This is a genomic window from Nocardia cyriacigeorgica, assembly GCF_010858045.1.
GTDB lineage: Bacteria > Actinomycetota > Actinomycetes > Mycobacteriales > Mycobacteriaceae > Nocardia > Nocardia cyriacigeorgica_E.
The window spans coordinates 10,917-34,181 of record NZ_JAAGVC010000019.1 but is presented as its reverse complement, the minus strand read 5'-3'; the positions used below and the strand labels follow the sequence as shown (position 1 = coordinate 34,181).

Sequence of the window (23,265 nt, the reverse complement as noted above, 5' to 3'; positions counted from 1 at the left end):
GAAATGCCACGCAGCCTGAAGAAGGGCCCGTTCGTCGACGACCACCTCCAAGCGAAGGTGGACGTGCAGAACGACAAGGGCACCAAGCAGGTCATCAAGACCTGGTCGCGTCGTTCGACCATCACCCCCGATTTCATCGGCCACACCTTCGCCGTCCACGACGGCCGCAAGCACGTGCCGGTGTTCGTCTCGGAGAACATGGTCGGGCACAAGCTCGGTGAGTTCGCGCCGACCAGGACGTTCAAGAGCCACGTCAAGGAAGACCGGAAGAGCAAGCGGCGATGACGACCACTGAGACTCAGAACCCCACTGCCCGGGCGACCGCCAAGCACGTGCGCGTCACCCCGATGAAGGCTCGCCGCGTCGTGGACCTGGTCCGCGGCAAGCGGGTCGAAGACGCTCTGGCGATCCTGAAGTTCGCGCCGCAGGCCGCGAGCGAGCCGGTTGCCAAGGTCGTGGCGAGCGCCGCGGCGAACGCCGAGAACAACCTCGGCCTCAACCCCGACACGCTGGTGATCTCGACGGCCTACGTCGACGAGGGCGCCACCATGAAGCGTTTCCAGCCGCGGGCCCAGGGCCGCGCGTTCCGGATCCGCAAGCGCACCAGCCACATCACCATCGAGGTCGAGAGCGTGCCCACTGCCGGCGCCACTCGTAGCCGCCGGAAGGGAGGGGCAAAGTAAATGGGACAGAAGATCAATCCCCATGGCTTCCGCCTCGGTATCACCACCGATTGGAAGTCCCGTTGGTACGCCGACAAGCAGTACGCGGATTACGTCAAGGAAGACGTCGCGATCCGCAAGCTGCTGTCCACCGGCATGGAGCGGGCGGGCATCTCGAAGGTGGAGATCGAGCGCACCCGTGACCGGGTTCGCGTCGACATCCACACCGCGCGTCCCGGCATCGTCATCGGACGCCGTGGCGCCGAGGCCGATCGCATCCGCGCCGAGCTGGAGAAGCTCACCGGCAAGCAGGTTCAGCTGAACATCCTCGAGGTCAAGAACCCCGAGTCCGATGCCCAGCTGGTTGCCCAGGGTGTGGCCGAGCAGCTGTCCAACCGTGTGGCGTTCCGTCGCGCGATGCGTAAGGCCATCCAGTCGGCCATGCGTTCGCCGAACGTCAAGGGCATCCGCGTGCAGTGCTCGGGCCGCCTCGGTGGCGCCGAGATGTCGCGCTCGGAGTTCTACCGCGAGGGTCGGGTGCCGCTGCACACGCTGCGTGCCGACATCGACTACGGCCTCTACGAGGCCAAGACCACCTTCGGTCGTATCGGTGTGAAGGTCTGGATCTACAAGGGCGACATCGTCGGTGGCAAGCGTGAGCTGGCCGCCCCGAGCGCTCCGGCCGGCGATCGCCCGCGCCGCGAGCGTCCGAGCCGTCCGCGTCGTTCCGGTTCCGCTGGCACCACCGCGACCAGCACCGAGGCCGGCCGCGCCGCCACCGCCGTGGCGGAGGCACCGGCAGAGACACAGGAGGGCTGACGCATGCTGATGCCTCGCAAGGTCAAGCACCGCAAGCAGCATCACCCGAGCCGGTCCGGTATGGCCAAGGGCGGCACCTCGGTGGCGTTCGGTGAGTTCGGTATCCAGGCGCTCGAGCCTGCGTACGTCACCAACCGGCAGATCGAGTCGGCGCGTATCGCGATGACCCGCCACATCAAGCGTGGCGGCAAGATCTGGATCAACATCTACCCGGATCGCCCGCTCACCAAGAAGCCTGCCGAAACCCGCATGGGTTCCGGTAAGGGTTCGCCGGAGTGGTGGGTCGCGAACGTCAAGCCCGGCCGCGTGATGTTCGAAATGTCTTACCCCAACGAGGAGATCGCTCGTGAGGCCCTGCGCCGCGCGATGCACAAGCTCCCCATGAAGTGCAGGATCGTGACCAGGGAGGAGCAGTTCTGATGGCTACCGGAACACCGGCCGCAGAGCTCCGTGAGCTCACCGAAGAGGAGCTCGTCGCCCGCCTGCGTGAGTCGAAGGAAGAGCTGTTCAACCTGCGCTTCCAGATGGCGACGGGACAGTTGGACAACAACCGTCGTCTGCGTGTGGTGCGTCACGAGATCGCGCGTATCTACACGGTCATGCGCGAGCGCGAGCTCGGTCTGGCCACCGGACCCGCTGGTAAGGGAGATGCGGCATGAGCGACAAAGTGGAAGTCCAGCGCAACAGCCGCAAGGTTCGTACCGGCTACGTTGTCTCGGACAAGATGAACAAGACGATCGTCGTCGAGTTGGAAGACCGTAACCGGCACCCGCTCTACGGCAAGATCATTCGCACCACCTCCAAGGTGAAGGCGCACGACGAGAACGAGATCGCCGGCATCGGCGACCGCGTTCAGCTGATGGAGACCCGTCCGCTGTCGGCCACCAAGCGCTGGCGTCTGGTCGAGGTCCTGGAGAAGGCCAAGTAAGGCTCTTCTCCTCGGCTCGAAGTCTCGAAGGCCCGCTTCCGTCACAGGAAGCGGGCCTTCGTCGTTTCCGGCGGCGAATGTGATGAAGCCGAAACATGATTCGGCGGTCGCCGGTTTGGCGTGTCGCCGGTATCGGGGGCTAACGTGAACGGGCTATGAGGGATGCTGCGACGACGACATCGGGAGCCTGGCGGATCGACGACGGCACGGGGGTGATGTTCCGGGACGCAACCGTGGCGTGGGCTCTGGCCGCGCACGAGGTGCTCGCCGAAACGGCCACCGGCTATGGGCATTTCGTGACGGTCAAGGAATTGGCCGAGCGGGTGCAGACCATGGCGGGGGTGCGCACGAACGCGCCGACCCGCACCTGGATCGACGCGATCCTGCGCAAGGTCGCGCGGCGCTGCCACACCGCGGGTGAGCCGCCGCTGACCGCGCTGTGCGTCAAGCAGAACCTCAAGGTCAGCGATAGCTACAAGTACGTGCTCGAGCTCGCCGACCTCCCCATCCCCGCCGATATCGAATCGCACGCCGCCTACGCCCGCTGGGCCTGCTACGCCGCCTACGGCGCGGATGTGCCTGCCGACGGCGGTATTCCGCCGCTCGTCCCGCGCGGCGGAACGGCTCGGCGCAGCGGCAGCAGCAGCACCCGCACCGCCGCCGCGAAGCCCGATCCGGACAGCCGCACCGTGGTGTGTTCGAGCTGCTTCATCCAGCTGCCGGCCACCGGTATCTGCGAACACTGCTGAATCCGCCGTCCTCGGGCAGGATGGAACGCGGTCGCCACCGGCGGCCGCGTTCGCGTTTCGCGCGTGCGTTCCCACGACACGGACGGGTGTGATCATGCGATTCGGAATGTTCGTTCCGCAGGGGTGGCGGCTGGATCTGGTCGGGATCGAACCGCAACGCCAGTGGCCGCTCATCCGCGAGTTCGCCCAGCGGGCCGACGCGGGCACGGAATGGGAATCGCTGTGGGTGTACGACCATTTCCATACCGTGCCGGTGCCCACCGACGAGGCCACCCATGAGGCGTGGTCGCTGGTCTCGGCGCTCGGCGCGGTGACCGACCGGATCCGGCTCGGGCAGATGTGCACCGCGATGAGCTACCGCAATCCGGCCTACCTGGCCAAGGTGGCCGCGACCGCGGACGTGATCTCCGGTGGCCGGATCGAGATGGGCATCGGCGGCGGCTGGTACGAGCACGAATGGCGCGCCTACGGGTACGGGTTCCCGTCGGCCGGGGAGCGGCTGGGCCGGTTGCGCGAGGGCGTGCAGATCTTCCGGCAGGCATGGACCAAGGGACGGGCCACGCTGGACGGCAAGTACTACCGAGTCGACGACGCCATCGTCGCCCCGCGCCCGCTCCAGGAGGGGGGCATCCCGATCTGGATCGCGGGTGGCGGCGAGAAGGTCACCCTCGCGATCGCCGCGCGGTATGCGGATTACACCAATTTCGACGGGACGCCGGCAGGCTTCGCGCACAAATCCGAGGTGCTGCGCAAGCACTGCGCGGAAGCGGGGACCGATTTCGAGGCCATCACCCGCACCGCCGACTTCAACATCGCCATCGGCCGTACCGAAGCCGAGGTGCAGCAGCGGCTGGACAAGCTCCGCGACCACCTGGCCCGGTTCGCCACGCCCGAGCAGGTGCAGGCCTCGCTGAGCGCTTTCGTCGGCATGCCGGGAGTCGGCACCGTCGAGCAGGTGATCGCCAACCTGTCCGAACTGCGTGATCTCGGCATGGAATACGCGATCTGCTATTTCCCCGAGGCCGCCTACGACCTGTCCGGGATCGAGCTGTTCGAGCGCGAGGTGATTCCGGCGCTGCGCTGAGGCGTTGGGCTCGGCTAGGCGATGGTGGTCTGCCAGACGATCGCCGCGGCGAGCGCGCCCGCGCCGTTGACCGACCAGTGCAGCGCGATGGGCGCGAGCAGGCTGCCGCTGCGGTGGCGCAACCAGGTGAACACCACACCGGCCACCGCGGTGGCCGCCACCGCCAGCGCGATGCCCGCGATCTGGCCGGCCACCCCGCCGCCGACGATCTCGGACAAGCCGCGGTTACCCGAGGTGAGGCCGAGTGAGGAGGCGATATGCCACAGGCCGAACAGCAGCGAGCCGCCCGCGAACACCCCGCGGGCACCGTAGACGCGCCCGAGCGTGCCGTGCAGAACGCCCCGGAAGGCCAGCTCCTCGGGGATCACCGTCTGGAGCGGGATGATGATCATCGACGCGATGAGCGCGCCGGAGATGGTGGCGTAGCGGTCGGCCATGAAGAACGGCCGGGTGATGGGCAGCGCCGCACCGATGGCGACCACCGTCAGCACCACGCCGACGGCGGCCAGCGCGTAGAGCGCGCCGGTCTTCCAGTGCCGTCGCGACAGGCCGAGCTCGGACCAGCCGAGGCCACGCCTGCGCATCATGGTGAGCAGCACGACGGCCGCCACCGGAACAGTGACGATATTGGCCCAGGCCGTGGTGAAATGCGCGATCAGGTTGGTACCGGCGAGCACTGCGACCACGACGACCACGTCGAGGTAGGCGTGGATCTTGTGGCGGCGGACCGGTGCCGCGGAATCGAGGTCGGTGGTGAGCATCGCCGATAGTGTACGGAGCGATCCTGAGCGTTCCCTTGGGCGGTGATACGGCCGGCACATGACGCTCCGACGCCGTGAGCAGGCCTGCGAGGTGCGGATTTATCGCTTCCGGTGGCGCATCTGCGCTGATCGGGGCAGGCCGGGGTGAGACATATGTCGCACTATGGGCGTGAACTGTCGTCTGTCGCGGCCCACCCCTCGGGATCGGTCCATGCCTGCAGGGTGCGACGGGTCTCGAAACGCCGCGGTGCGCCGCTGATCGGATCGGTGAACTCGATGGCCGAGGCCAGCAATTGCAGTGGGCGAGTGAAATCGTGCACCGGTTTGTCGGTGATCACCGGATAGAAATCGTCGCCGAGGATCGGGATACCGAGCGAGTTCAGGTGCAGCCGCAGCTGGTGGGTGCGGCCGGTGTGTGGATACAGCCGGTAGCGGCCGAGTCCGTCCCGGTGTTCCAGCAATTCGACCCTGGTCTCGGCATTGGGTTCGCCCGGTACCTCCTGCGCGGCGAGCACCTGCTTTTCCTTGATGATCCGGCTGCGCACGATGCGCGGCAGCTCGAGGGCCGGATCGTAGGGCGCGATGGCCTCGTACTCCTTGCGGACGGTGCGCTTGTGGAACATCGTCTGATAGGCGCCGCGCCGGGCGGGATCGATCACGAACAGCACCAGCCCGGCCGTCGCCCGGTCCAGCCGGTGGGCCGGGATCAGGTCGGGTAGATCCAGCTCGCGACGCAACCGGACCAGCGCGGTCTGCAGGATGTGCTGACCACGCGGAATGGTGGCGAGGAAGTGCGGCTTGTCCACCACGAGCACGTGCTCGTCGCGGTGCACGATGGGGATGTCGAAGGGTACCTCGGTTTCGGCGGGCAGGTCCCGGTGGAACCACACCGCACCGCCGGGCACGTACGGCGCGTCGGGGGCGATCGGGCCGTCCAGGTCGACGATGCCGCCCTCGCGCAGCAGCTCATCGATGCGGGCAGGGGGCACCCTCGGCAGACGATGTACCAGATGGTCGCGGATCGTCGCCCACTCGCCGTCCTCCGGCAGCCGCAGCCGAGCCGGATCCAAGCCGTACCGCTTCGGCAGCGGCGGCTGCTGCCTTCTTCTCATCGGTACCGACAGTAGTGGACGAGCCTGGTCAGAAGCCGCGGAGCCGGTCGGGGGTGATGCGGACCGGTACCGAATACTCCTCGAAGAACTGCTCGCGCGTCATCGAGATGCTCGCCAGACCCTCGGTGTATTTCGTTACGTAGGCCTCGATCTCTTCGGGGCCGGGTGTGGCGTCGGCGATGCGCGCGGTCCCGGTGAAGACCGCCACGTCACCGCCGGTTTCGGTGCTGTTGAGGTTGAGTGAGACCCGTGGGTTGCGCGCGATATTGCGCAGCTTCGGCCGGTCGGGCTGGCTGAAGAGCAGGAATTCGCCGTCGCGCCACAGGAACCACACCGGGTTCGGCTGCGGGGTGCCGCTCGGGCCGACCGTCGTCAGCCAGACCACCTGTTCGCCGGCCAGGCGCTCGGTCACCTTCTTGCCGAATTCCGTTGTGGGGTCGATGAGTTGCGCGGGGTCAGCAGTGGCCATGGTGATCTCCTCCGGCGTTGCGGGCGACTTGTCGAGCGACAACGCGGTGACCGCCGACACCATTCCCTACCACCGCCGGGGCCGCTCCGCAGGCGGAAAACCGCATCTGTGGACAACCGGAGAAACGCCGAGCGCGCCTGTGCATAACTTAGCCTTACCTTTCCTCTCGTTCGGGCGGTGTGTGAAGATGGGGCGATCGTCGGCGAACACCACGACAAAAGCGAGGACTCATGACGGTGGAGGTCGCGCCGCTGCCCGCGGCGGAGACGGGGAACCGGCCGCCCCGCGCGGTACAGAAGCAGCGCAAACAAGCCGAGACGAAGGCGCGCCGGGAGATTCTGGCGCCGGTGCGCGGGACGCTCACCATCGCGAGCTTCCTCGTCGCGATCGCCTCGGTCTGCGTGGTCGTGCCGTTCATCCTCATCGTCGAGGTCTGCCGCGAACTGCTGCGCGATCCGATCGACACCGACCGGGTCTGGCGGCTGCTGGCGACCGCGGTGATCGTGCTCGCGGTCCAGGCCGGCTTGCAGGCCGTCGCGATGACGTGGTCGCATCTGACCGACGCCGGATACCAGCTCACCGTGCGCAGGCTGCTGGCCGAGAAACTCACCAGGGTTCCGCTGGGCTGGTTCGGCGAACGCAGCTCCGCCGAGGTGAAGAAATACCTCCAGGACGATGTGGAGGCGCTGCACTATCTGGTGGCGCACGCGCGGCTGGAATTCGTCGGCGCGCTGGTGGTTCCGCTGGTCACCCTCGGCTACCTGTTCACCGTCGACTGGCGGCTGACGCTGGTGCTGCTGCTGCCGTTGATCGCCTACTTCATCGCGCTGAGCCGGATGATGGATCAGGACAGCCGTGATCGGCTCGCCATCTACAACCGCTGGGAACGGCGGGTACAGGAAGCCACCATCGAATTCGTCGACGGCATCCAGGTGGTGCGCGCCTTCGGTCAGGCCGGGAAGGCGCACGGCGCGTTCCAGGAGGCCGTCGACGGCCAGACGCGCAGCCTGGACCGGTGGAAGACGCCGATGATCCGGCTGCAAGCCGTCTCCGATATCGCCATCGCCCCGGTGTTCGTGATGCTGGTGATCGTGCTCGCCGGGCTGGCCGGAATCGGCCTCGACTGGCTCGAGCCGCTGGATCTGCTGCCGTTCCTGCTCGTCGGCCTCGGTCTCGGCAGCGCTCTGATGGGCCTGGGCTACAGCGGACAGACCTTGCGCGCCGCCGGAGCGGCCGCGCTGCGCCTGCACGAACTACAGCAGACCCCCGAACTGAACACGGGCACCGGCGGTGCGGTCGACGCCCAGGCGGCGCCCGGCCTGGTGCGTTACGAATCGGTGAGCTTCGGCTACCGCGAGGACCATCAGGTGCTGCGGGATATCAGCGTGGAACTGGCGCCCGGCACCATCACCGCGCTGGTGGGCCCGAGTGGTTCCGGTAAATCCACCTTCGCCAAGTTGCTGCCGCGCTTCTATGACGTCGGCGCCGGGCGGATCACCATCGGCGGCCGCGATATCCGCGATTTCGGCACCGAGGAGCTGTATCGCACGGTCGGATTCGTGTTCCAGGATGTCCGGCTGATCCGCGGTTCCATCCGAGACAACCTGCTGCTGGCCCGCCCCGGCGCCGATGCGGCCGCGGTGGAACAGGCCGCGCGCGCCGCGCAGATCCACGACCGGATCATGGCGCTACCGCGCGGCTACGACTCCGAGATCGGCGTCGACGCCACCCTGTCCGGGGGCGAGGCGCAACGACTGTCCATCGCCCGAGCGCTGCTGGCCGACACCCCGGTGCTGGTGCTCGACGAGGCCACCGCCTTCGCCGACCCGGAATCCGAAGCCGCGGTGCAGGACGCACTCGCGGTACTGGTCGCCGGGCGCACGGTGCTGGTGATCGCGCACCGGCTGCACACCATCACCGGCGTCGATCGGATCCTGGTGCTCGAAGACGGTGTGCTGGTCGAACAGGGTGATCACGCGAGCCTGCGTGAGGCAGGCGGCACCTATCAGCGGCTGTGGGAAATCAACGAGGCGGCGCTGGGCGCGGTGGCCCTGATCGATGCGGAGGAGTCCCGGTGATCGGCAAGGTTTTCGGGCTGGTGCCCCGCGAGTACGCCCAGCTCACCCCGCGGTTGATCGCGGTCATCACCGCGCAGGCGCTGTGCCAGGCGGCGGCCTATCTGCTGCTGGTCCCGGTGCTGGAGGCGGTCTTCGACGATGATCTCGGCCGCGCCTGGTTCTGGGCGGCGCTGATGGTGGTCGCGGTCGCGGCCATGGCCGGCCTGCACTACGTCCAGGCCACCGTCGGGCTGCGGATCGCGGTCGGCATGCAGGGTGGTTTGCAGACCCGGCTCGGCGATCAGCTCAACGCGCTGCCGCTGGGCTGGTTCGAAAGCCACAGCGCGGCGCCGCTGTCGCGGATCGTGGTGGAGAACGTGCGCGAGATCCAGGGTGCGGTCGCCTACCTGACCGCCAAGGTGCTCACCAGCATCGTGGTGCCCCTCGGTGTCGGCCTCGGCATGCTGTTCATCGACTGGCGGATCTCGCTGACGATGCTGCTGGCGGCGCCGGTGCTGTTCGCCGTGAACCGGCTGGCCAACCGCGCCTACCTCAGGTCGGATGCGCGGATGCACGCCGCCGCGGCCGAAGCCGATTCCCGGGTGGTCGAGTTCGCTCAGGCCCAGCCGGTGCTGCGCTCCTTCGGTGCCGTCGGTTCCGGTAACAAGGCGCTGGATTCGGCGCTGCGGCAGCAGAAATCGGCCACCACCCGTGCGGTGTTCTCCGCGGTTCCCGGCCTGATCCTGTTCGCCCTGTTCGTGCAGGCCGTGTTCCTGGTGCTGGCCTATGTGGTGATCAGCCAGGTCACCGACGGCGCCATCTCCGCCGCCGCCGCGATCGCCCTGATCGCGGTGAGCGCCCGGTTCATCGAGCCGCTGAATCAGGCCGCGCAGCTCGGCAATGCGCTGCGCTCGGCGGCCGCGGCGGTGGATCGGGCCACCGAACTGCTGGCCGAGCCCGTACTGCCGGAAGCCGACAAGGCGGTCACTCCGGGTGCGCCGTCGGTGGTCTTCGAGGACGTCGAGTTCGGTTACCGGCCCGGCGAACCGGTGATCTCGGGCGTGAGCTTCGAGGTTCCCGCGGGTACCACCACCGCGATCGTCGGCCCCAGCGGCGCGGGTAAGACCACGCTGCTGCGCCTGGCGGCACGGTTCTACGATGTGGACTCCGGCCGGGTGCGCGTCGGCGAACACGATGTGCGCGAACAGCCCTCGGAAACGCTGTTGGATCAGCTCTCGCTGGTGTTCCAGAACGTCTACCTGTTCAACCGCTCGGTCGCCGACAACATCCGCATCGGCAAGCCCGACGCCACCGATGACGAAGTGCGCCGCGCGGCCGTCGCCGCCCGCGTCGACGAGATCGCCGACCGGCTGCCCGACGGTATCGACACCTCCGTCGGCGAAGGTGGCGCCACCCTGTCCGGCGGTGAGCGGCAACGGGTTTCGATCGCCCGCGCCCTGCTCAAGGACGCACCCATCGTGCTGCTGGATGAGGCCACCAGCGCCCTGGACCCGCACAGCGAGGCGGTGGTGGTGCGCGGCATCCACGAGCTCACCCGCGACAAGACCGTCATCGTGGTGGCCCACCGGCTGGCCACCATCGCCCATGCCGATCAGATCCTGTTCGTCGACGGCGGTCGCATCGTCGAACGCGGCACCCACGATGAACTGCTCGCGCTCGGCGGTCGGTACGCGGACTTCTGGAACGAACGCTCGCGGGCGAGCGGATGGCGGCTGGAGCCGGTTTCCGTGTGACGCCACGCCCGGGCGTCGTCCGGGAACGTCTCGCGGCGTTGGGCTCTCGGCTACCCTGCACGGAGTGGGGATATTCGTGGAGACGGCGGGGGAGCGTGCCTCCGCGGGAATCGGGTCCGCCGGGCATGGCGCGTTCCCGCCGGTGACCCGGATGCTGTTGCAGGCCGACGGTTCCACCACGTTGCTGCTCGAGGCGCTACTCGGGGAAACGTTGTCGCTCACCGTGATCGATCAGCGGGTCTCGACCGCGGCAGGCCTCCCCGTCCGGCTGCGCGAGCTGCTGGCGTGCACCGGCGAGGAGCAGGTGGTGTCGAGGCGATCCGAGCTGCGCGCCGGCGATGATCCCAGGCCGGTATCGCGGAACGAGGTGACCGTTGCCTGCCGTGATCCGAAGCTGACCGCGATCCTCACCGATGCCAGGGTCCCGATCGGCCGGGGGCTCGTCTCCGCGCGACGATTTCTGGGCCGCACCATCGTCTCTGCCGGATGGGACGTCTGGCACGGTGACGAGGCAGCCGAAGCCTCGCCATCGCGGTGCGCCTACAAGGAATACGTCCTTTCCGACGAGCTGACGGCGATCGCGCATATCCGCGAGCAGTTCAACCCGGCCCTGGTCCCGAGCGGGGCGATGCGATGAAGGTGCTGATCGCCGGTGCCGGCATCGCCGGGTTGACCACGGCGCTGAGCCTGCACGCCCGGGGGATCGAGGCGCAGGTGATCGACAGCGTGCGGCAGTTGCGGCCTTTGGGTGTCGGGATCAATCTGCTGCCGCACGCGGTGGCCGAGCTGGCCGAACTCGGCCTCGCCGACGCTCTCGCCGCCACCGCCATCCCCACCGCCGCGGCGGTGCACTACGACCGGTTCGGCAACGAGATCTGGCGGGAATCGCGCGGTCTCGCCGCCGGACACGAGTGGCCGCAGTACTCGATCCATCGGGGCGAACTGCACACGATCCTGCTGCGCGCGGTACGAGACCGGCTCGGCGCGGGCGCGGTACGCGAAGGGCTGCGGCTGACGACGATCGTCGAGAGCGCCGAGCAGGTGCACTGCCGCATCCGCGACCGCGCCACCGATTCGCTGATCGACTGGAACGCCGATGTGCTGATCGGCGCCGACGGCCTGCACTCCGTCGTCCGCGCGCACCTGCACCCGGAGGAGGGCGGCCCGCGCTGGAACGGCATCCAGATGTGGCGCGGAACCGCCGAACGCGCGCCGTTCCTGGACGGCCGGACGATGATCCTCGCCGGCTCTAACACCGCGGCCCGCTTCGTGGCCTATCCGATCTCGCGGGCGGCGCAGCAGCGAGGGCGATCGCTGGTCAACTGGGTCGCGGAAGTGCGCGTGCACGAGGGCGCGGTGGTGGATCCGGACTGGAATCGGATCGGCCGGATCGACGATGTGCTGCCGCACTACGCGGGCTGGCGGATCGCCGGCGTGGATATCGCCGAAGTGATCGCGGCGAGCGGGGAGATCCTCGAATACCCCATGGTGGATCGGGATCCGTTGCCGCACTGGGGTAGCGGGCGCGTCACCCTCGTCGGCGATGCCGCCCACCCCATGTATCCGGTCGGTTCCAATGGCGGTTCGCAGGCGATCGTCGGTGCGCGCGCACTGGCGGCCGCACTCGCCGAGAGCGCCGATCCGGTGGCAGGGCCGGCACGGTATCAGCGGGCCAGGCGTGAGCACGCCAATGCCATTGTGCTGGCGAACCGGGATATCCCGATGGACCGAATCATCGCCCTGGTCACCGAACGGGCGCCGAACGGATTCGCGCGAATCGAGCAGGTGCTCACCGCCGACGAACTATCCGCGATCGACGCGGCCTACCGTCGCACCAGCGGTGCCGTATCGGCTCCGGCCGAGAACTAGCCGGCCACCGGCCCGCCCTCGATGCCCTGGTGTCCGCGTGCCGCCGCGGTGACGTCGGCCGGGGCACCGCCGAGCGGTTCGCTCAGGAATGCGGCGAGGATGTCGTTGGTGGCGTGCTGAGTGGGACCCGGTCCACGGGAACCGCCGATGAACCGCGCGGCCACGAAACGAGCCGGGCCGGAGAGGAACAGGGGGACGTCGGTGAAGCTGTAGTGGTTGGCGTCGGCGAGTTCGAAACGGTAGCCGGGGGCGCGGAGGTTGGTCAGCAGCGTGGCGTTGCCGTCGATATAGCGCTGGGAATGGCCGGTTTCCGCGCGATCGCTCTCGACCAGCAGGAACGGCCCGGTCAGGGAGCGGGTGGGCAGGTCGCCGTAGAGCGTGCCGTCGATATTGGCGGCGGCCCGGATGCGCGGATCGTGCACCAGCGCGGCGGCCGCGGCGGCGCCTCCGAACGAATGGCCGATCGCGGCAATGTGTCCGGTGTCGAGGTGAGCGGCGAACGCGGGGTCGATGGCGTCGGGGCGGGTGAGTTGATCGATGACGAATCGCAGGTCGGCGGTGCGGAGTTCGAGCTGGTCGCTCATGTACCGGGTCGACTCGGGTTCGTCGGCCGGAACGTCCGGCTCGGTGGTGGCGATGGTGCCGTCGGCCAGTTCGGTGACCGCCGACTCGTAGGGATGGTCGACGGCCAGGACGACGAAGCCGCGGCTGGCCAGATCGACCACCAGCGAGGTGTAGAAGGCCCGCGGCGCACCGTATCCGGGCGAGAACACCACCACCGGCCACCGGTCCCGCTCCGCATTGATCGGGACATCGGCGTAGGCGTGGGAATCGATGAGGTGATAGCCGCGCATGATCGGCGCCGGTATCAGCGACACCCGGTCCGGTAGGCGGTCGTAGCCGTCGAGATACAGGTACTGCCGGCCTCCGGTCGTGGCCGCTGGATACCACGCCTGCACGATCACATTCCGGCGATCGTCGACGGCCGGCGTCGCGGTTTCCGGGCGTTCCGCGTCGACCCAGCGAAAAATCATGCTGCCCACGGGGTGTGGCCCGCTCGGCTCCGGCAGGGTGGGCACCGGCGGCAGCGCGGTGGCGATGACGGCGGCCACGGCCAGCACCGCCGCACCGACGCGGCCGGCGATCAGCACAACCCGACGCGCGCCCGCTACCTGATTCGCCGGGAATATCAGCAGCAGCGACAGCGGAATCAGCAGATAGACCGGCGCGAACTGCCAGTAGAAACCTTCGAGGAGCAGCTGGGCGCAGCCGCCGAGGAACAGCGGCGGCCACACGAACGGCGCGATAGTGCGTGCCCATCTGGTGGCCACCACCGCCAGCACCGTGAAGAGCACGGCCGCCGCCGAAACCGCCATGTCGATGCTGGACACACCTTGCTCGCTTTCCGCCCCGTCGACGCTCCCGGCCGGACAGCCGGCGTCGAATCCGCCTGCCATCGTGCCTCAGCGCGGTGACGGTGCGCGTCAGCCGCAGGTCGCGAGCTTCTCCTCCTCGAGGATGACCGGGCGGGCGCGAGCCCTGCCGTGGCTACTTCCAGTACGCCCGGTACTTCAGCTGCGTCTTGGGCAGCTGGTGGGTGGTCTTGAACGTCTTCACGATCGAGCGGGTGGTGTGGCCGTCGCAGGCCACCCAGGCGTAGGCGTCGCCGGGGCAGGTGAGTTCGTGGGCGGCCTCGCGCATCAGGCGGCCGTCGTCGATGCGCTGCAACCAGGTGACCTGGTGGTGCGGCTTATTGCGCACGGGCAGCGTGACATCGGATTCGAACTGCCATTCCAGCCACACCCGGGCCGGGGTGTCGCCGATGGCTTCGAGCAGGGTGTTGATCGCGGGCAGCGAGGCCGTATCACCGAAGATCAGGTATTCGCTCGGTGTGACGTCGGGGAGTTCGAAATCCGAGCCGAGGACGGTGGACTCGATCTCGTCGCCGACGGCCGCGCGCTCGGCCCACTGGCTCGCGGGCCCGCCGTGCAGCGCGAATTCGATGTAGAAATGGTCGCCCGCCGGGTCCTGGTCGATCAGGGTGTAGCCGCGATGGTGCAGTTTGTCGGTGGTCGCGTCGGGAATCCAGAGCCGGATCCACTGGGTGGGGTGCACCGGGTGGTCGGCGAGCAGGCCGTTGGCGGCGAATCCGATCCGCACGTATTTATCGGTGACGGTTTCGGTGGAGGTGACGCGCAGACGGTAGTCGTCGGCCCGCCAGATCTTCATGAGTACGCCGTTGGTGCCTTTGCCCATGTGCTGAGGTTAGCCTAAGTTGACCGGAAAGTCGTCACCGAGTAGGCGAAAAATGCGAGACGGCGGCCCGCCCTCGATTGCTCGAGGATGGAGCCGCCGCCGGGTTAACTCGCCGGGTGCGACCGAGCTCAGAGAGCGCAGGACACCGAGCCGTAGTAGGCCAGGCTGCACAGCGAGTCGTTGGTCAGCCTCCAGGTGCCGTCGATCTGACGCCAGGCGACCTCGACGGTGGGGAAATCCTCGTAGCCGTCGAGGGCCAGCTTGAGCTGGGCGCTGGTCAGGTCGCCCTGGGTGTTGACCGGGCCGACGACGCTGTAGCGGAAGCTCGGGATGGCCGCCATGCGGTTGGACAGCTCGTCGACGACGGGTAGGCCTGCCTCGCCCGCCTCCAGCTCGGCGGCGCGATCGCCGCGCGGGGCGCCGGTGTTCAACACCAGTTGCAGCTTGGACTGGAGCTCGCCGACGCCGGGGGCGTTGGTCCGGACGACGGAGGGAGCCGCGGTGGCCGGGGCGATGGTTGCCACGGAGCCGAAGGCGGCGGCGGTGAGGGCGAGCGCCGCGGCGGCGGCACGGGTCTTGCGGTTGAACATGTGCGTTCCAATCTTTTCGGCTGCGTGCCGGGGTCGGGGGACTGGCACTGCCAAGCAATATAAGGTAAGCCTATGCAAACACGGGAGCCCTAGGTCATCCTGTGGAGGTGGCTACGCGTCCCGCGCCCACGTCGCCGCAGCTGGTCGCCGGTATCGGTAGCTGAACGGTGGCTGGAATCACAGTGCTGCCATGTGGAGAGAGTGGAGAACCAGTGGACAGACTTCTCGTTGTCGGTGCCGGACCGAAGGCGATGGCCGTCGCGGCCAAAGCGCATGTGCTGCGCTCGCTCGGTTTGCCCGCGCCACAGGTGACCGTGGTGGAACCGCATGCGGTGGGCGGCAATTGGCTGGCGACCGGCGGGTGGACCGATGGTCAGCACCGGCTGGGTACCAGCCCGGAGAAGGACATCGGCTTCCCGTACCACTCCACCTGGGCGCGTGGGCACAACCAGGCGATCAACGAGGCCATGATGGCGTTCAGCTGGACCGCGTTCCTGGTCGAGCGCGGTACCTACGCCGAGTGGGTCGACCGTGGCCGCCCGAGCCCGCAGCACAATGTCTGGGCGAAATACCTGCAGTGGGTGGCCCGCAAGATCGATCTCGACCTGGTCACCGGCAGCGTCCGCAAGATCTCGGCCGCGGCCGACGGCTGGCTGGTCACCGTCGCCGATTCGGACGGGGTGACCAGTGAGATCGACGCCGACCGCCTCATGATCACCGGCCCCGGCAATAGCGCCCGCGCGCTCGCCGACCATCCGAAGGTGCTCAGCATCGCCGAGTTCTGGGATCTGGCGGGCAAACGCAAGCTGCCGGTGTCCTCACGCGCGGCCGTCATCGGCGGCGGCGAGACCGCGGGTTCGGCCATGGACGAGCTGGTCCGCCACGACGTGCTGACCGTCTCGGTCATTTCCCCCGGCGCCACCATCTACACCCGCGGCGAAAGCTATTTCGAGAACTCCCTGTTCAGCGACCCCGCGAAGTGGCGCGCGCTGAGTATCGAGGAGCGCAGGGATGTGATGCGGCGCTGCGACCGCGGCGTGTTCTCGGTGCGAGTGCAGGAATCGCTGCTGGCCGACAATCGAGTGCATCACCTCCAGGGCCGGGTGGTCCGGGTCGCCGAGCAGGGCGACGGCGTGGCGCTCACCCTGCGCAACGAGATGCGCCCGGATCAGCAGCACAGCTTCGATCTGGTGGTCGATGCCACCGGCGGGCAGGCGCTGTGGTTCCTGGACATGTTCGACGCCGACGCCGCCGATCTGGTCGAGCTCGCCATCGGCGGTCCGATCACCCAGGCCCGGTTGGAGGCCGCGATCGGGCACGATCTGGCGGTGGACGGGCTCGATGCCAAGCTCTACCTGCCGAATTTGGCCGGACTGGCGCAGGGTCCCGGCTTCCCGAATCTCAGCTGCCTGGGCCAGCTTTCGGATCGGGTGCTGGCCACGGCGGCCACCAGCGCGGTCCCGGCGAACGCCGAATCGGCCCATTCGGCTCGCCCCTGAGCAGGCCGTCTATCCCAGTAGGCTAGGCTTGCCTTACTTGGCATCGAGGATGAAGGTTTCTGTTTATGCGCATCGTGTCGTTCGGCTTCCAGACCTGGGGCCGCAAGACCCTGCAGGCTCTGATCGATTCCGAGCATGAGGTGGTGCTCGCGGTCACCCATCCGGCCAGCGAGGATTCCTACAAGGGCATCTGGTCGGATTCGGTGGAGGAGCTGGCGCGTGAGCACGGCATCCCGGTGCACTTGACCGAGCGCGCCGACGCCGAGACCATCGATCTGGTCAAGCGGGCCGAACCGGACGTCATCGTGGTGAACAGCTGGTACACCTGGATGCCCGCCGAGCTCTACGAGATGCCCACCTACGGCACGCTGAACCTGCACGATTCGCTGCTGCCCAAGTTCACCGGTTTCTCGCCGGTGCTGTGGGCGCTGATCAGCGGTGAGAGCGAATTCGGCCTGACGGTGCACCGGATGGACGAGCAGCTCGACACCGGCGACATCCTGGTCCAGCACTCGCTGCCGATCGGCCCCGACGCCACCGGCACCGAGCTGGTGCTGGCCGGCATGGAGCTGATTCCCGGCGCGGTGAAGGAGGCCCTCGACGCGCTGGCCAACGGCACCGCCGAATGGAAGCCGCAGAACAAGGCCGAGCGCACCTACTTCCACAAGCGCTCCGAGCGCGACAGCCGCATCGACTGGAACTGGCCCGCCGTGGATCTGGAGCGTTTCGTGCGCGCGCTGTCGGCGCCGTATCCGCGCGCGTTCAGCTACTACCGGGGCGAGAAGGTGGAGATCCTGGCCTCCCGGGTCTCCTCGGCCCGCTACGGCGGCACGCCCGGCCGCGTCATCGTGCAGGAGGACGGCGGCGCGGTGGTGTGCGGGCCGGACGCCTATCGCGGCGGCAACCACGCGCTGGTGATCACCCGGGTGCGCACCGCCGACGGCACCGAACACGACGGCGCCGAATTCTTCCGTCGCGGCGGCTATCTCACCGACGCGCCGGAGTAGTTGCCGAACGCGCGCGGACCGCGAGCGATAGATCCAGTGCGGGGGCCGGAGGGAACCATGTCGACCATTGCCAATGACGCGGCGAGCGTGCGAGCACACCGCACCGAACTGGTGCGCCGCCGGATTCCGGCGTCCCCCGGCCCACGCCGTCCGCTGACGCCGGGGCAGTCGCGCGCCTGGTTCCTGCAGACCCGTGAGCCCGCTGATGTCTCGCTCAATATCGGTGTCGCCTACCGGCTTTCCGGTGCGCTCGACGTCGCCCGGCTGCGGGCCGCGGTCGCCGCCGTCGCCGCCGAACACGACATCCTGCGCAGCAGTTACGGGCGCGGCATCGACGGTGAGCCGTATCAGGTGGTTCGCCCGGATCTGGCGCCCGCGTGGCTCGAACACGATCTGTCCGGACGTTCCGAGGCCGGGCTGACCCGCCGGGTGGAAGTGCTCGTTCGGCGTGAGCTGGCCAGGCCCTTCGAACTGAGCGCGGAGGCGCCGCTGCGGTTGACGCTGATCCGCACCGGCGCCGAAGAATATGTGCTGGTGCTGGTCGCGCACACCATCGCATGGGACGACGACTCCCTCGGCGTGTTCACCGCCGACCTGGAGGCCGCGTACAACGGTTCGGCCCCGGTGCGCCGGGCGGGCACACGGTTCGCCGACCGTCGCGGTGACGACAGTGCGGGCCTGGCGTATTGGCGCGAGACGCTCACCCCGCTGCCCGAACCGCTGGAGTTGCCCGGCGGTCCGGTCTCCGGTTCCGGTGCACGACAGGCCGCACGTCGCAGCCGGGAGCTGCCCGACGCGCTGGTCCAGCGGGTGCGCGAGTTCGCCGATGCGTCGGAATCGACGCCAACGGCGGTCCTGCTGGCCGCGTATTCGACCCTCATCCACCGCTACACCGCCGCCACCGATTTCCTGGTCGCGATGCCGGTGTCGCTGCGCGGCCAGGACGCAGGCGATCGCATCGGATACTTCGGCAATACCGTCCTGCTGCGCAGCACACCGCGCGCGCAGGCTGCCTTCGCCGATTTCGCCGCCGAGATCGACGGTGTGGTCACCGATGCGCTCGCGCACAAGCACATCGGCATCGACCGGGTGGTGCACGCGATCAATCCCGACCGCACCGCGAGCAGGGACGGGCTCGAACAGCTCGCGCGCATCGGATTCGGTGTCCGCAGTGCCGGTGCGGGTTTCACGCTCGACGGCGTGAGCGCGACCATGCTCGAACTGGGCGGCCCGCAGCTGCCGGTGCCATTGCGTGTGACCGTGACCCTTGATCCGTCGGCCCCGCGCGTCGACGCGGAGTACTGGCCCGACGCGTTCGACGAGCGGCTGATCGAGCAACTGCTCGATCACTATCTGCAACTGCTCGACAGTGCGCTCACCGGCCCACAGGTGCGTCTGGGTGAGCTCGACCTGTTCGGACCCGAGGCCAGGCAGCGGCTGCTCGCGCAATCGCGTGGTGAACTGGTCGACACCGAGCCGGCCACCCTGGTGTCGCTGTTCGAGCGCCGGGTCGGCGCCGCGCCCGAGGCGGTGGCGATCATCGCACCGGCCGACCAGCCAGGCACCGATCTGGAATTGACCTACGGCGCGCTCGACCGTCGCGCGAACCGGTTGGCGCACTGGCTGATCGCGCAGGGTATCGGCACCGAGGACATCGTCGCGCTGCGGATATCGAACTCGCCGGAGTTCATCGTCGCGGTACTCGCGGTGCTCAAAGCCGGGGCCGCCTACCTGCCGATCGACCCGGCCTACCCGGATGAGCGCATCGATTTCCTGATCGGCGACGCGGCACCCCGGCTGGTGCTCGGCCGAGTCGAACTGGACGCCGCCGAGGAATCGGCCGTCGATCGGGCCGAGCACGCGCCCACCGACGCCGACCGGGTGCGCCCGCTGCGTCCGGACAACCTCGCCTACGTGATCTACACCTCCGGTTCCACCGGAACCCCCAAAGGCGTGCCGGTCGCGCATGCCGCGATCGCCGATCATCTGATCGGGTTCTGCGCCCAATGGGGGATGACGGCCGAGGACCGGCTGCTGCAATCGTCGTCGGTGAGCTTCGACGCGTCGCTGCTCGACATCTTCGTCACGCTGACGCTCGGTGCGCGCCTGGTGATTCCGCGCCCGGACGCCTTCCGCGATATCGGCTATGTCGCCGATCTGATCAGCCGCTACGGCGTCACCGTGCTGCATATGGTGCCCTCGCTGCTGAGTGCGCTGCTGCTGTTGCCGGAGGTCAGCGAGTGGCGCGCGCTGCGGCATGTGCCGGTGGGCGGCGAGGCGCTGCTCGGTGAGGTGGCCGACCGGTTCGCCGGGATGTTCGACGCCGAACTGCGCAACCATTACGGCCCGACCGAGGCCGTGGTCTCGGCGACGCATATGCCGGTGGAGGGACCGCAGGGCCCGCGCATCGTGCCGGTGGGTGTGCCGAACCGCAATGTGAGCGCCTACCTGTTCGACGACCGATTGCAGCTGGTCCCCGCCGGTGCGGTGGGTGAGATCTATCTCGGCGGCGATCAGCTGGCCCGCGGCTACCTCGACCGGCCCGGGCTCACCGCCGAACGGTTCGTTCCCGATCCCTTCCGTCCCGGTCGCCGGCTGTACCGCACCGGTGATCTGGCGCGGCGCAATGTGTCCGGTGAACTCGAATTCGTCGGTCGCGCCGACGAACAGGTGAAGGTGCGCGGGTATCGCATCGAGCTGGGCGAGGTACAGGCCGTGATCGCCGGGCATCCGAGCGTGGCGCAGTGCGTGGTCGTCGCGAACACCGACCGTGCCCTCGGCACCACCCTCGCCGCCTACGTGGTGCCCGCCGAAGCGGACGTCGACGTCGAGCGGGTCCGTGACTATCTCGCGAAATCCCTGCCGGAGTTCATGATTCCGTCCGCCTTCGCCGTGGTCGACCGGATCCCGTTGACCGAGCACGGCAAGCTCGACAAGCGCGCCCTGCCCGAACCGCGCCGCGTCGGCATGCGGGCCCGCCGGGCACCGGCCACCGCCACCGAGATCAGGCTGGCGGCGCTGTTCGGCGAGATCTTCGGCCACGCCGAGGTCGGCGCCGACGATTCGTTCTTCGAGCTGGGTGGGCATTCGCTGCTGGCCAACCGGCTGGTGGTGCGGATCCGCGCGGAGTTCGGTGTGGAGATCGACGTGCGCGCGCCCTTCGACACGCCGACCGTCGCCGGTTTGGCGGCGCTGATCGAATCGACGCCGGTGACGGCCGGCGTCAACGGTCTGCCGCCATTGACGAAACAGCCACGCCCGGAGCGGGTTCCGCTGTCCCACCGGCAGCGCGCCGAATGGGCTGCTGGTGCACAGGGTGTCGTGCAGGCTGCCGTTCGGATCACGGGCCCGCTCGACGAGCCCGCGCTGACGGCGGCGCTCAACGATGTGATCGCCCGCCATGCCGCGCTGCGCACCGTGTTCCCCGGGGGCGGCCATCGGACGGTGCCGTCTTCGGCCCAGAACGTCATCGCTGACGCTGAACTCACCGGAGACGAACCGCATCAATTGGTGTTGGCCTCGGCTGACACCACCGTCGTCGTCACCGGCATCGCGGAAGCCGATCTCCCCGGAGCGCTGCGTTCGGCCGCCGCGCACCGGTTCGATCCGGCCACCGCTCCGCTGTTGTCGGCGCAGATCTTCCTGCTGGATGAGAACACCAGGGTGCTCTCGCTGGTCGCGCATCGGCTCGTGGCCGATGAGCCCTCACTGCGCACGGTCGTCTCCGATCTGGCCATCGCCTACCGCTGCCGGATAGGTACCGGTGCGCCGCCGCAGTGGGGGCCACCGGCCATCGATCACGTCGACTACACGTTGTGGCAGCACGCTGTCGCGGAATCGGCGGGCACCAGAATCGACGAATGGCAGCGGGCGCAGGCCGAACTGCCTGCCCCGGTCGATCTCGCCGACCGTGCCGATGCGGACGTTGCGGGCGCACACGATGTCGGCTTCGGTATCCCGACCGGCCTGCGCCGACGCCTCGAATCCCGCGCCGAAGCCGCCGGCGCCACCGAATTCATGCTGTACCAGGCGGCAGTCGCCGCCTTGCTGCACAAGCTCGGCGCGGGCCGCGAGATCGTCCTCGCCACCCCGACCACCGGCCGCACCGATACCGTGGCCGCCGATCTGGTGGGCCCGCTGGCGAGCAGGCTGATGCTGCGCACCGATCTGTCTGGCGATCCGACACTCGCCGAGGTGCTCGCTCGCGCCCGCGACGCGGCGCTGAACGCCTTCCGCGACCAGGACCTGCCGATCGTCCGCGAGGATCGAAAAGCCGTGCCGCAGGCGGAGATCCGCTGCGAGGACGACCACCGATTCGGCGAAACCTGGCTCGCCGAGGACCTGCACCTGGCGCCACAGCCGATACCGGTCCGCGCCCCGCGCGAGCTGACGTTCGTCTTCACCACCACGGTCGACGGCGAGGTGGACGTGCGCGTCATCGCCGATGCCCGCCGCTACGACGCGGCCACGATCGCGCTGTTCACCCGCCATCTGCTGACGGTGCTGGAAGCCTTCGCCGAGACGCCCGAACGCGCCGTGTCCGAGCTCCGGCTGATGAGCGCCGGCGAACAGGAACGAGTGCTGGGCGAATGGTCCACCGGTGTCGAACCGTCCGATGTGCGCAGCTTGGGTGCCCTGTTCCGGCATGGTCGCGCGGTGCCGGGGGTCCGGATCGCGTTGCGGTGCGGCAGTGAACAACTCACCTATGGCGAGCTGTATCAGCGACTGGACGAGCTGATCGCGGGCGAGGCCGCAACCGAACCGACGGCCGGTGTGGATTCGCTGACCCACCTGCTCGCCGCGCTGGGCAGGTTGTTGCCTCCGGCCGCGCCCGTCAGCAAGTACAGCGCGCCCTCCGCCGCCCCGGAGAACGATGGGCGGTCCGACTCGACCGGCGCGACCACGGGTCTGCACCGTTCAGCCGAGGTCGGGCCGCTCGAGCTGCCTCTGACCGCGCTCACCGCCGCCGTCGCGGACCGGCGCTGTGTGGCCGCCGATCGACGTCGCGCCGACGCGGATCCGGCACGCAAGCGGGCCGATATCCGGCTGTTCGCCACCGCCCCCGACGATCCCCAGCTGGCGGCCGATCTGCTCGCGGCACTGACCGACGGCGCGACCTTCGTTCTGGCGACCGCCGAGCAGCGCGCCGACCCGGTGGCGCTGGCGCAGGTGATCGCCGAGCGTGCGGTGACGCAGGTGGTCGCCGCGCCGACGCTGCTCGCAGGTCTCGCCGCGGCCGGAGTCGACACTCTGCCGACAGTGCACCGCTGGGATGTGAACGGAATCGGTTGGTCCGCAGAGCTTCCCGCGCTGCTGCGGACGTTGGCGCCGGATTCGGTGGCTACCTTCGCCTACCGCGCGCCCGCGTATCTCGGCGCCGTCGCCCGCGGGCCGATGACCGCAGCGGGGCGCGCACGTCCGGTGCCCGGCGCGCGGATTCTGATCCTCGACGAGTGGCTGCGGCCCGTCGCGCCCGGCGTGCTCGGCGAGGTGTACGTGGGCGGAATCGCGCTGGCCACCCGGTTCGCCGGTCCCGAAGCGACGGACGGTTTCGTCGCGGACCCGTTCGAGCCCGGTGAGCGGCTGTTCCGCACCGGCGACACGGCCAGATGGACCACCGACGGACGACTCGCCTTCGCGCAAGCTTAG

At 68.7% G+C, this 23,265-nt stretch carries 21 protein-coding genes; 15 read left to right on the top strand and 6 right to left on the bottom strand.

The window, feature by feature from the left end:
* Positions 1 to 3 precede the first annotated feature (3 nt).
* The 8 genes from rpsS (at position 4) to GV790_RS17540 (ending at position 4,242) form a co-directional block, all read left to right on the top strand.
* On the top strand, positions 4 to 285 hold the full coding sequence (gene rpsS / locus GV790_RS17575; RefSeq protein WP_014349056.1) for a 30S ribosomal protein S19: 282 nt from the start codon (positions 4 to 6) through the stop codon (positions 283 to 285).
* On the top strand, positions 282 to 683 hold the full coding sequence (gene rplV / locus GV790_RS17570; RefSeq protein ID WP_036533187.1) for a 50S ribosomal protein L22: 402 nt from the start codon (positions 282 to 284) through the stop codon (positions 681 to 683). Before rpsS ends, rplV begins: the two co-directional genes overlap by 4 nt.
* On the top strand, positions 684 to 1,481 hold the full coding sequence (gene rpsC, locus GV790_RS17565) for a 30S ribosomal protein S3 (protein ID WP_014349058.1): 798 nt from the start codon (positions 684 to 686) through the stop codon (positions 1,479 to 1,481).
* Positions 1,482 to 1,484: 3 nt separating this feature from the next.
* Entirely contained in the window at positions 1,485 to 1,901 is a 417-nt protein-coding gene (gene rplP / locus GV790_RS17560; protein ID WP_014349059.1) for a 50S ribosomal protein L16, read from the top strand.
* The gene (rpmC, locus tag GV790_RS17555) at positions 1,901 to 2,140 is read left to right on the top strand and encodes a 50S ribosomal protein L29 (RefSeq protein ID WP_036533190.1); all 240 of its coding nucleotides are present in this window, start codon (positions 1,901 to 1,903) and stop codon (positions 2,138 to 2,140) included. The genes rplP and rpmC overlap by 1 nt, the downstream gene beginning before the upstream one ends.
* Positions 2,137 to 2,409, top strand: coding sequence for a 30S ribosomal protein S17 (rpsQ, locus tag GV790_RS17550; protein WP_163814421.1), 273 nt, complete (start codon positions 2,137 to 2,139; stop codon positions 2,407 to 2,409). Before rpmC ends, rpsQ begins: the two co-directional genes overlap by 4 nt.
* A 155-nt stretch (positions 2,410 to 2,564) precedes the next feature.
* Positions 2,565 to 3,158, top strand: coding sequence for a hypothetical protein (locus tag GV790_RS17545; RefSeq protein ID WP_228805929.1), 594 nt, complete (start codon positions 2,565 to 2,567; stop codon positions 3,156 to 3,158).
* A gap of 94 nt (positions 3,159 to 3,252) precedes the next feature.
* Positions 3,253 to 4,242, top strand: coding sequence for an LLM class F420-dependent oxidoreductase (locus GV790_RS17540; RefSeq protein ID WP_163814420.1), 990 nt, complete (start codon positions 3,253 to 3,255; stop codon positions 4,240 to 4,242).
* A gap of 14 nt (positions 4,243 to 4,256) precedes the next feature.
* Here the strand turns inward: GV790_RS17540 and GV790_RS17535 are convergent, their stop codons facing one another.
* The 3 genes from GV790_RS17535 to GV790_RS17525 all read right to left on the bottom strand — a co-directional run bounded on the left by GV790_RS17535 (position 4,257) and on the right by GV790_RS17525 (position 6,584).
* Complete coding sequence (locus tag GV790_RS17535; RefSeq protein WP_163814419.1) at positions 4,257 to 5,003, bottom strand: CPBP family intramembrane glutamic endopeptidase; 747 nt, start codon at positions 5,001 to 5,003, stop codon at positions 4,257 to 4,259.
* A gap of 161 nt (positions 5,004 to 5,164) precedes the next feature.
* Entirely contained in the window at positions 5,165 to 6,115 is a 951-nt protein-coding gene (locus GV790_RS17530) for an RluA family pseudouridine synthase (RefSeq protein WP_163814418.1), read from the bottom strand.
* Positions 6,116 to 6,143: 28 nt separating this feature from the next.
* A complete protein-coding gene (locus tag GV790_RS17525; protein ID WP_163814417.1) occupies positions 6,144 to 6,584 on the bottom strand; it encodes a TIGR03667 family PPOX class F420-dependent oxidoreductase in 441 nt (146 codons plus the stop codon).
* A 230-nt stretch (positions 6,585 to 6,814) separates the two neighbouring features.
* On the opposite strand from GV790_RS17525, the gene GV790_RS17520 reads away from it, so the two are divergent.
* The 4 genes from GV790_RS17520 (at position 6,815) to GV790_RS17505 (ending at position 12,264) form a co-directional block, all read left to right on the top strand.
* Complete coding sequence (locus GV790_RS17520) at positions 6,815 to 8,662, top strand: ABC transporter ATP-binding protein (RefSeq protein ID WP_163814416.1); 1,848 nt, start codon at positions 6,815 to 6,817, stop codon at positions 8,660 to 8,662.
* Positions 8,659 to 10,395, top strand: a complete 1,737-nt coding sequence (locus tag GV790_RS17515; protein WP_163814415.1) for an ABC transporter ATP-binding protein — start codon at positions 8,659 to 8,661, stop codon at positions 10,393 to 10,395. Before GV790_RS17520 ends, GV790_RS17515 begins: the two co-directional genes overlap by 4 nt.
* A 64-nt stretch (positions 10,396 to 10,459) precedes the next feature.
* Positions 10,460 to 11,032, top strand: coding sequence for a hypothetical protein (locus tag GV790_RS17510; protein ID WP_163814414.1), 573 nt, complete (start codon positions 10,460 to 10,462; stop codon positions 11,030 to 11,032).
* Positions 11,029 to 12,264 carry a flavin-dependent oxidoreductase gene (locus tag GV790_RS17505; RefSeq protein WP_163814413.1) on the top strand — a complete coding sequence of 412 codons (1,236 nt, stop codon included), beginning with the start codon at positions 11,029 to 11,031 and terminating at the stop codon, positions 12,262 to 12,264. Before GV790_RS17510 ends, GV790_RS17505 begins: the two co-directional genes overlap by 4 nt.
* Here GV790_RS17505 and GV790_RS17500 read toward each other — a convergent pair.
* The 3 genes from GV790_RS17500 to GV790_RS17490 form a co-directional block, all read right to left on the bottom strand.
* Positions 12,261 to 13,655 (bottom strand): alpha/beta hydrolase family protein, encoded by a 1,395-nt coding sequence (locus tag GV790_RS17500; protein WP_163814412.1) that lies wholly within the window; start codon positions 13,653 to 13,655, stop codon positions 12,261 to 12,263. The genes GV790_RS17505 and GV790_RS17500 overlap by 4 nt on opposite strands.
* Positions 13,656 to 13,812: 157 nt before the next feature.
* Entirely contained in the window at positions 13,813 to 14,520 is a 708-nt protein-coding gene (locus tag GV790_RS17495; RefSeq protein WP_163814411.1) for a siderophore-interacting protein, read from the bottom strand.
* 128 nt (positions 14,521 to 14,648) lie between these two features.
* Entirely contained in the window at positions 14,649 to 15,110 is a 462-nt protein-coding gene (locus GV790_RS17490; RefSeq protein ID WP_163814410.1) for a hypothetical protein, read from the bottom strand.
* Between the two features lie 212 nt (positions 15,111 to 15,322).
* On the opposite strand from GV790_RS17490, the gene GV790_RS17485 reads away from it, so the two are divergent.
* From GV790_RS17485 to GV790_RS17475, 3 genes are all read left to right on the top strand, one after another.
* Positions 15,323 to 16,609, top strand: a complete 1,287-nt coding sequence (locus GV790_RS17485; protein WP_163814409.1) for a SidA/IucD/PvdA family monooxygenase — start codon at positions 15,323 to 15,325, stop codon at positions 16,607 to 16,609.
* A gap of 65 nt (positions 16,610 to 16,674) precedes the next feature.
* Positions 16,675 to 17,616: a methionyl-tRNA formyltransferase gene (locus GV790_RS17480; protein WP_163814408.1), complete on the top strand. Its 942-nt coding sequence runs from the start codon at positions 16,675 to 16,677 to the stop codon at positions 17,614 to 17,616.
* A gap of 57 nt (positions 17,617 to 17,673) precedes the next feature.
* Positions 17,674 to 23,265: a non-ribosomal peptide synthetase gene (locus GV790_RS17475; RefSeq protein WP_163814407.1), complete on the top strand. Its 5,592-nt coding sequence runs from the start codon at positions 17,674 to 17,676 to the stop codon at positions 23,263 to 23,265.

What these genes read in the sequence shown, in the direction of transcription:
- rpsS (WP_014349056.1), top strand. Translation starts at nt 4, where the DNA reads ATGCCACGCAGCCTGAAGAAGGGCCCGTTCGTCGACGACCACCTCCAA.
- rplV (WP_036533187.1), top strand. Translation starts at nt 282, where the DNA reads ATGACGACCACTGAGACTCAGAACCCCACTGCCCGGGCGACCGCCAAG.
- rpsC (WP_014349058.1), top strand. Translation starts at nt 684, where the DNA reads ATGGGACAGAAGATCAATCCCCATGGCTTCCGCCTCGGTATCACCACC.
- rplP (WP_014349059.1), top strand. Translation starts at nt 1,485, where the DNA reads ATGCTGATGCCTCGCAAGGTCAAGCACCGCAAGCAGCATCACCCGAGC.
- rpmC (WP_036533190.1), top strand. Translation starts at nt 1,901, where the DNA reads ATGGCTACCGGAACACCGGCCGCAGAGCTCCGTGAGCTCACCGAAGAG.
- rpsQ (WP_163814421.1), top strand. Translation starts at nt 2,137, where the DNA reads ATGAGCGACAAAGTGGAAGTCCAGCGCAACAGCCGCAAGGTTCGTACC.
- GV790_RS17545 (WP_228805929.1), top strand. Translation starts at nt 2,565, where the DNA reads ATGAGGGATGCTGCGACGACGACATCGGGAGCCTGGCGGATCGACGAC.
- GV790_RS17540 (WP_163814420.1), top strand. Translation starts at nt 3,253, where the DNA reads ATGCGATTCGGAATGTTCGTTCCGCAGGGGTGGCGGCTGGATCTGGTC.
- GV790_RS17535 (WP_163814419.1), bottom strand. Translation starts at nt 5,003, where the DNA reads ATGCTCACCACCGACCTCGATTCCGCGGCACCGGTCCGCCGCCACAAG.
- GV790_RS17530 (WP_163814418.1), bottom strand. Translation starts at nt 6,115, where the DNA reads ATGAGAAGAAGGCAGCAGCCGCCGCTGCCGAAGCGGTACGGCTTGGAT.
- GV790_RS17525 (WP_163814417.1), bottom strand. Translation starts at nt 6,584, where the DNA reads ATGGCCACTGCTGACCCCGCGCAACTCATCGACCCCACAACGGAATTC.
- GV790_RS17520 (WP_163814416.1), top strand. Translation starts at nt 6,815, where the DNA reads ATGACGGTGGAGGTCGCGCCGCTGCCCGCGGCGGAGACGGGGAACCGG.
- GV790_RS17505 (WP_163814413.1), top strand. Translation starts at nt 11,029, where the DNA reads ATGAAGGTGCTGATCGCCGGTGCCGGCATCGCCGGGTTGACCACGGCG.
- GV790_RS17495 (WP_163814411.1), bottom strand. Translation starts at nt 14,520, where the DNA reads ATGGGCAAAGGCACCAACGGCGTACTCATGAAGATCTGGCGGGCCGAC.
- GV790_RS17490 (WP_163814410.1), bottom strand. Translation starts at nt 15,110, where the DNA reads ATGTTCAACCGCAAGACCCGTGCCGCCGCCGCGGCGCTCGCCCTCACC.
- GV790_RS17480 (WP_163814408.1), top strand. Translation starts at nt 16,675, where the DNA reads ATGCGCATCGTGTCGTTCGGCTTCCAGACCTGGGGCCGCAAGACCCTG.
- GV790_RS17475 (WP_163814407.1), top strand. Translation starts at nt 17,674, where the DNA reads ATGTCGACCATTGCCAATGACGCGGCGAGCGTGCGAGCACACCGCACC.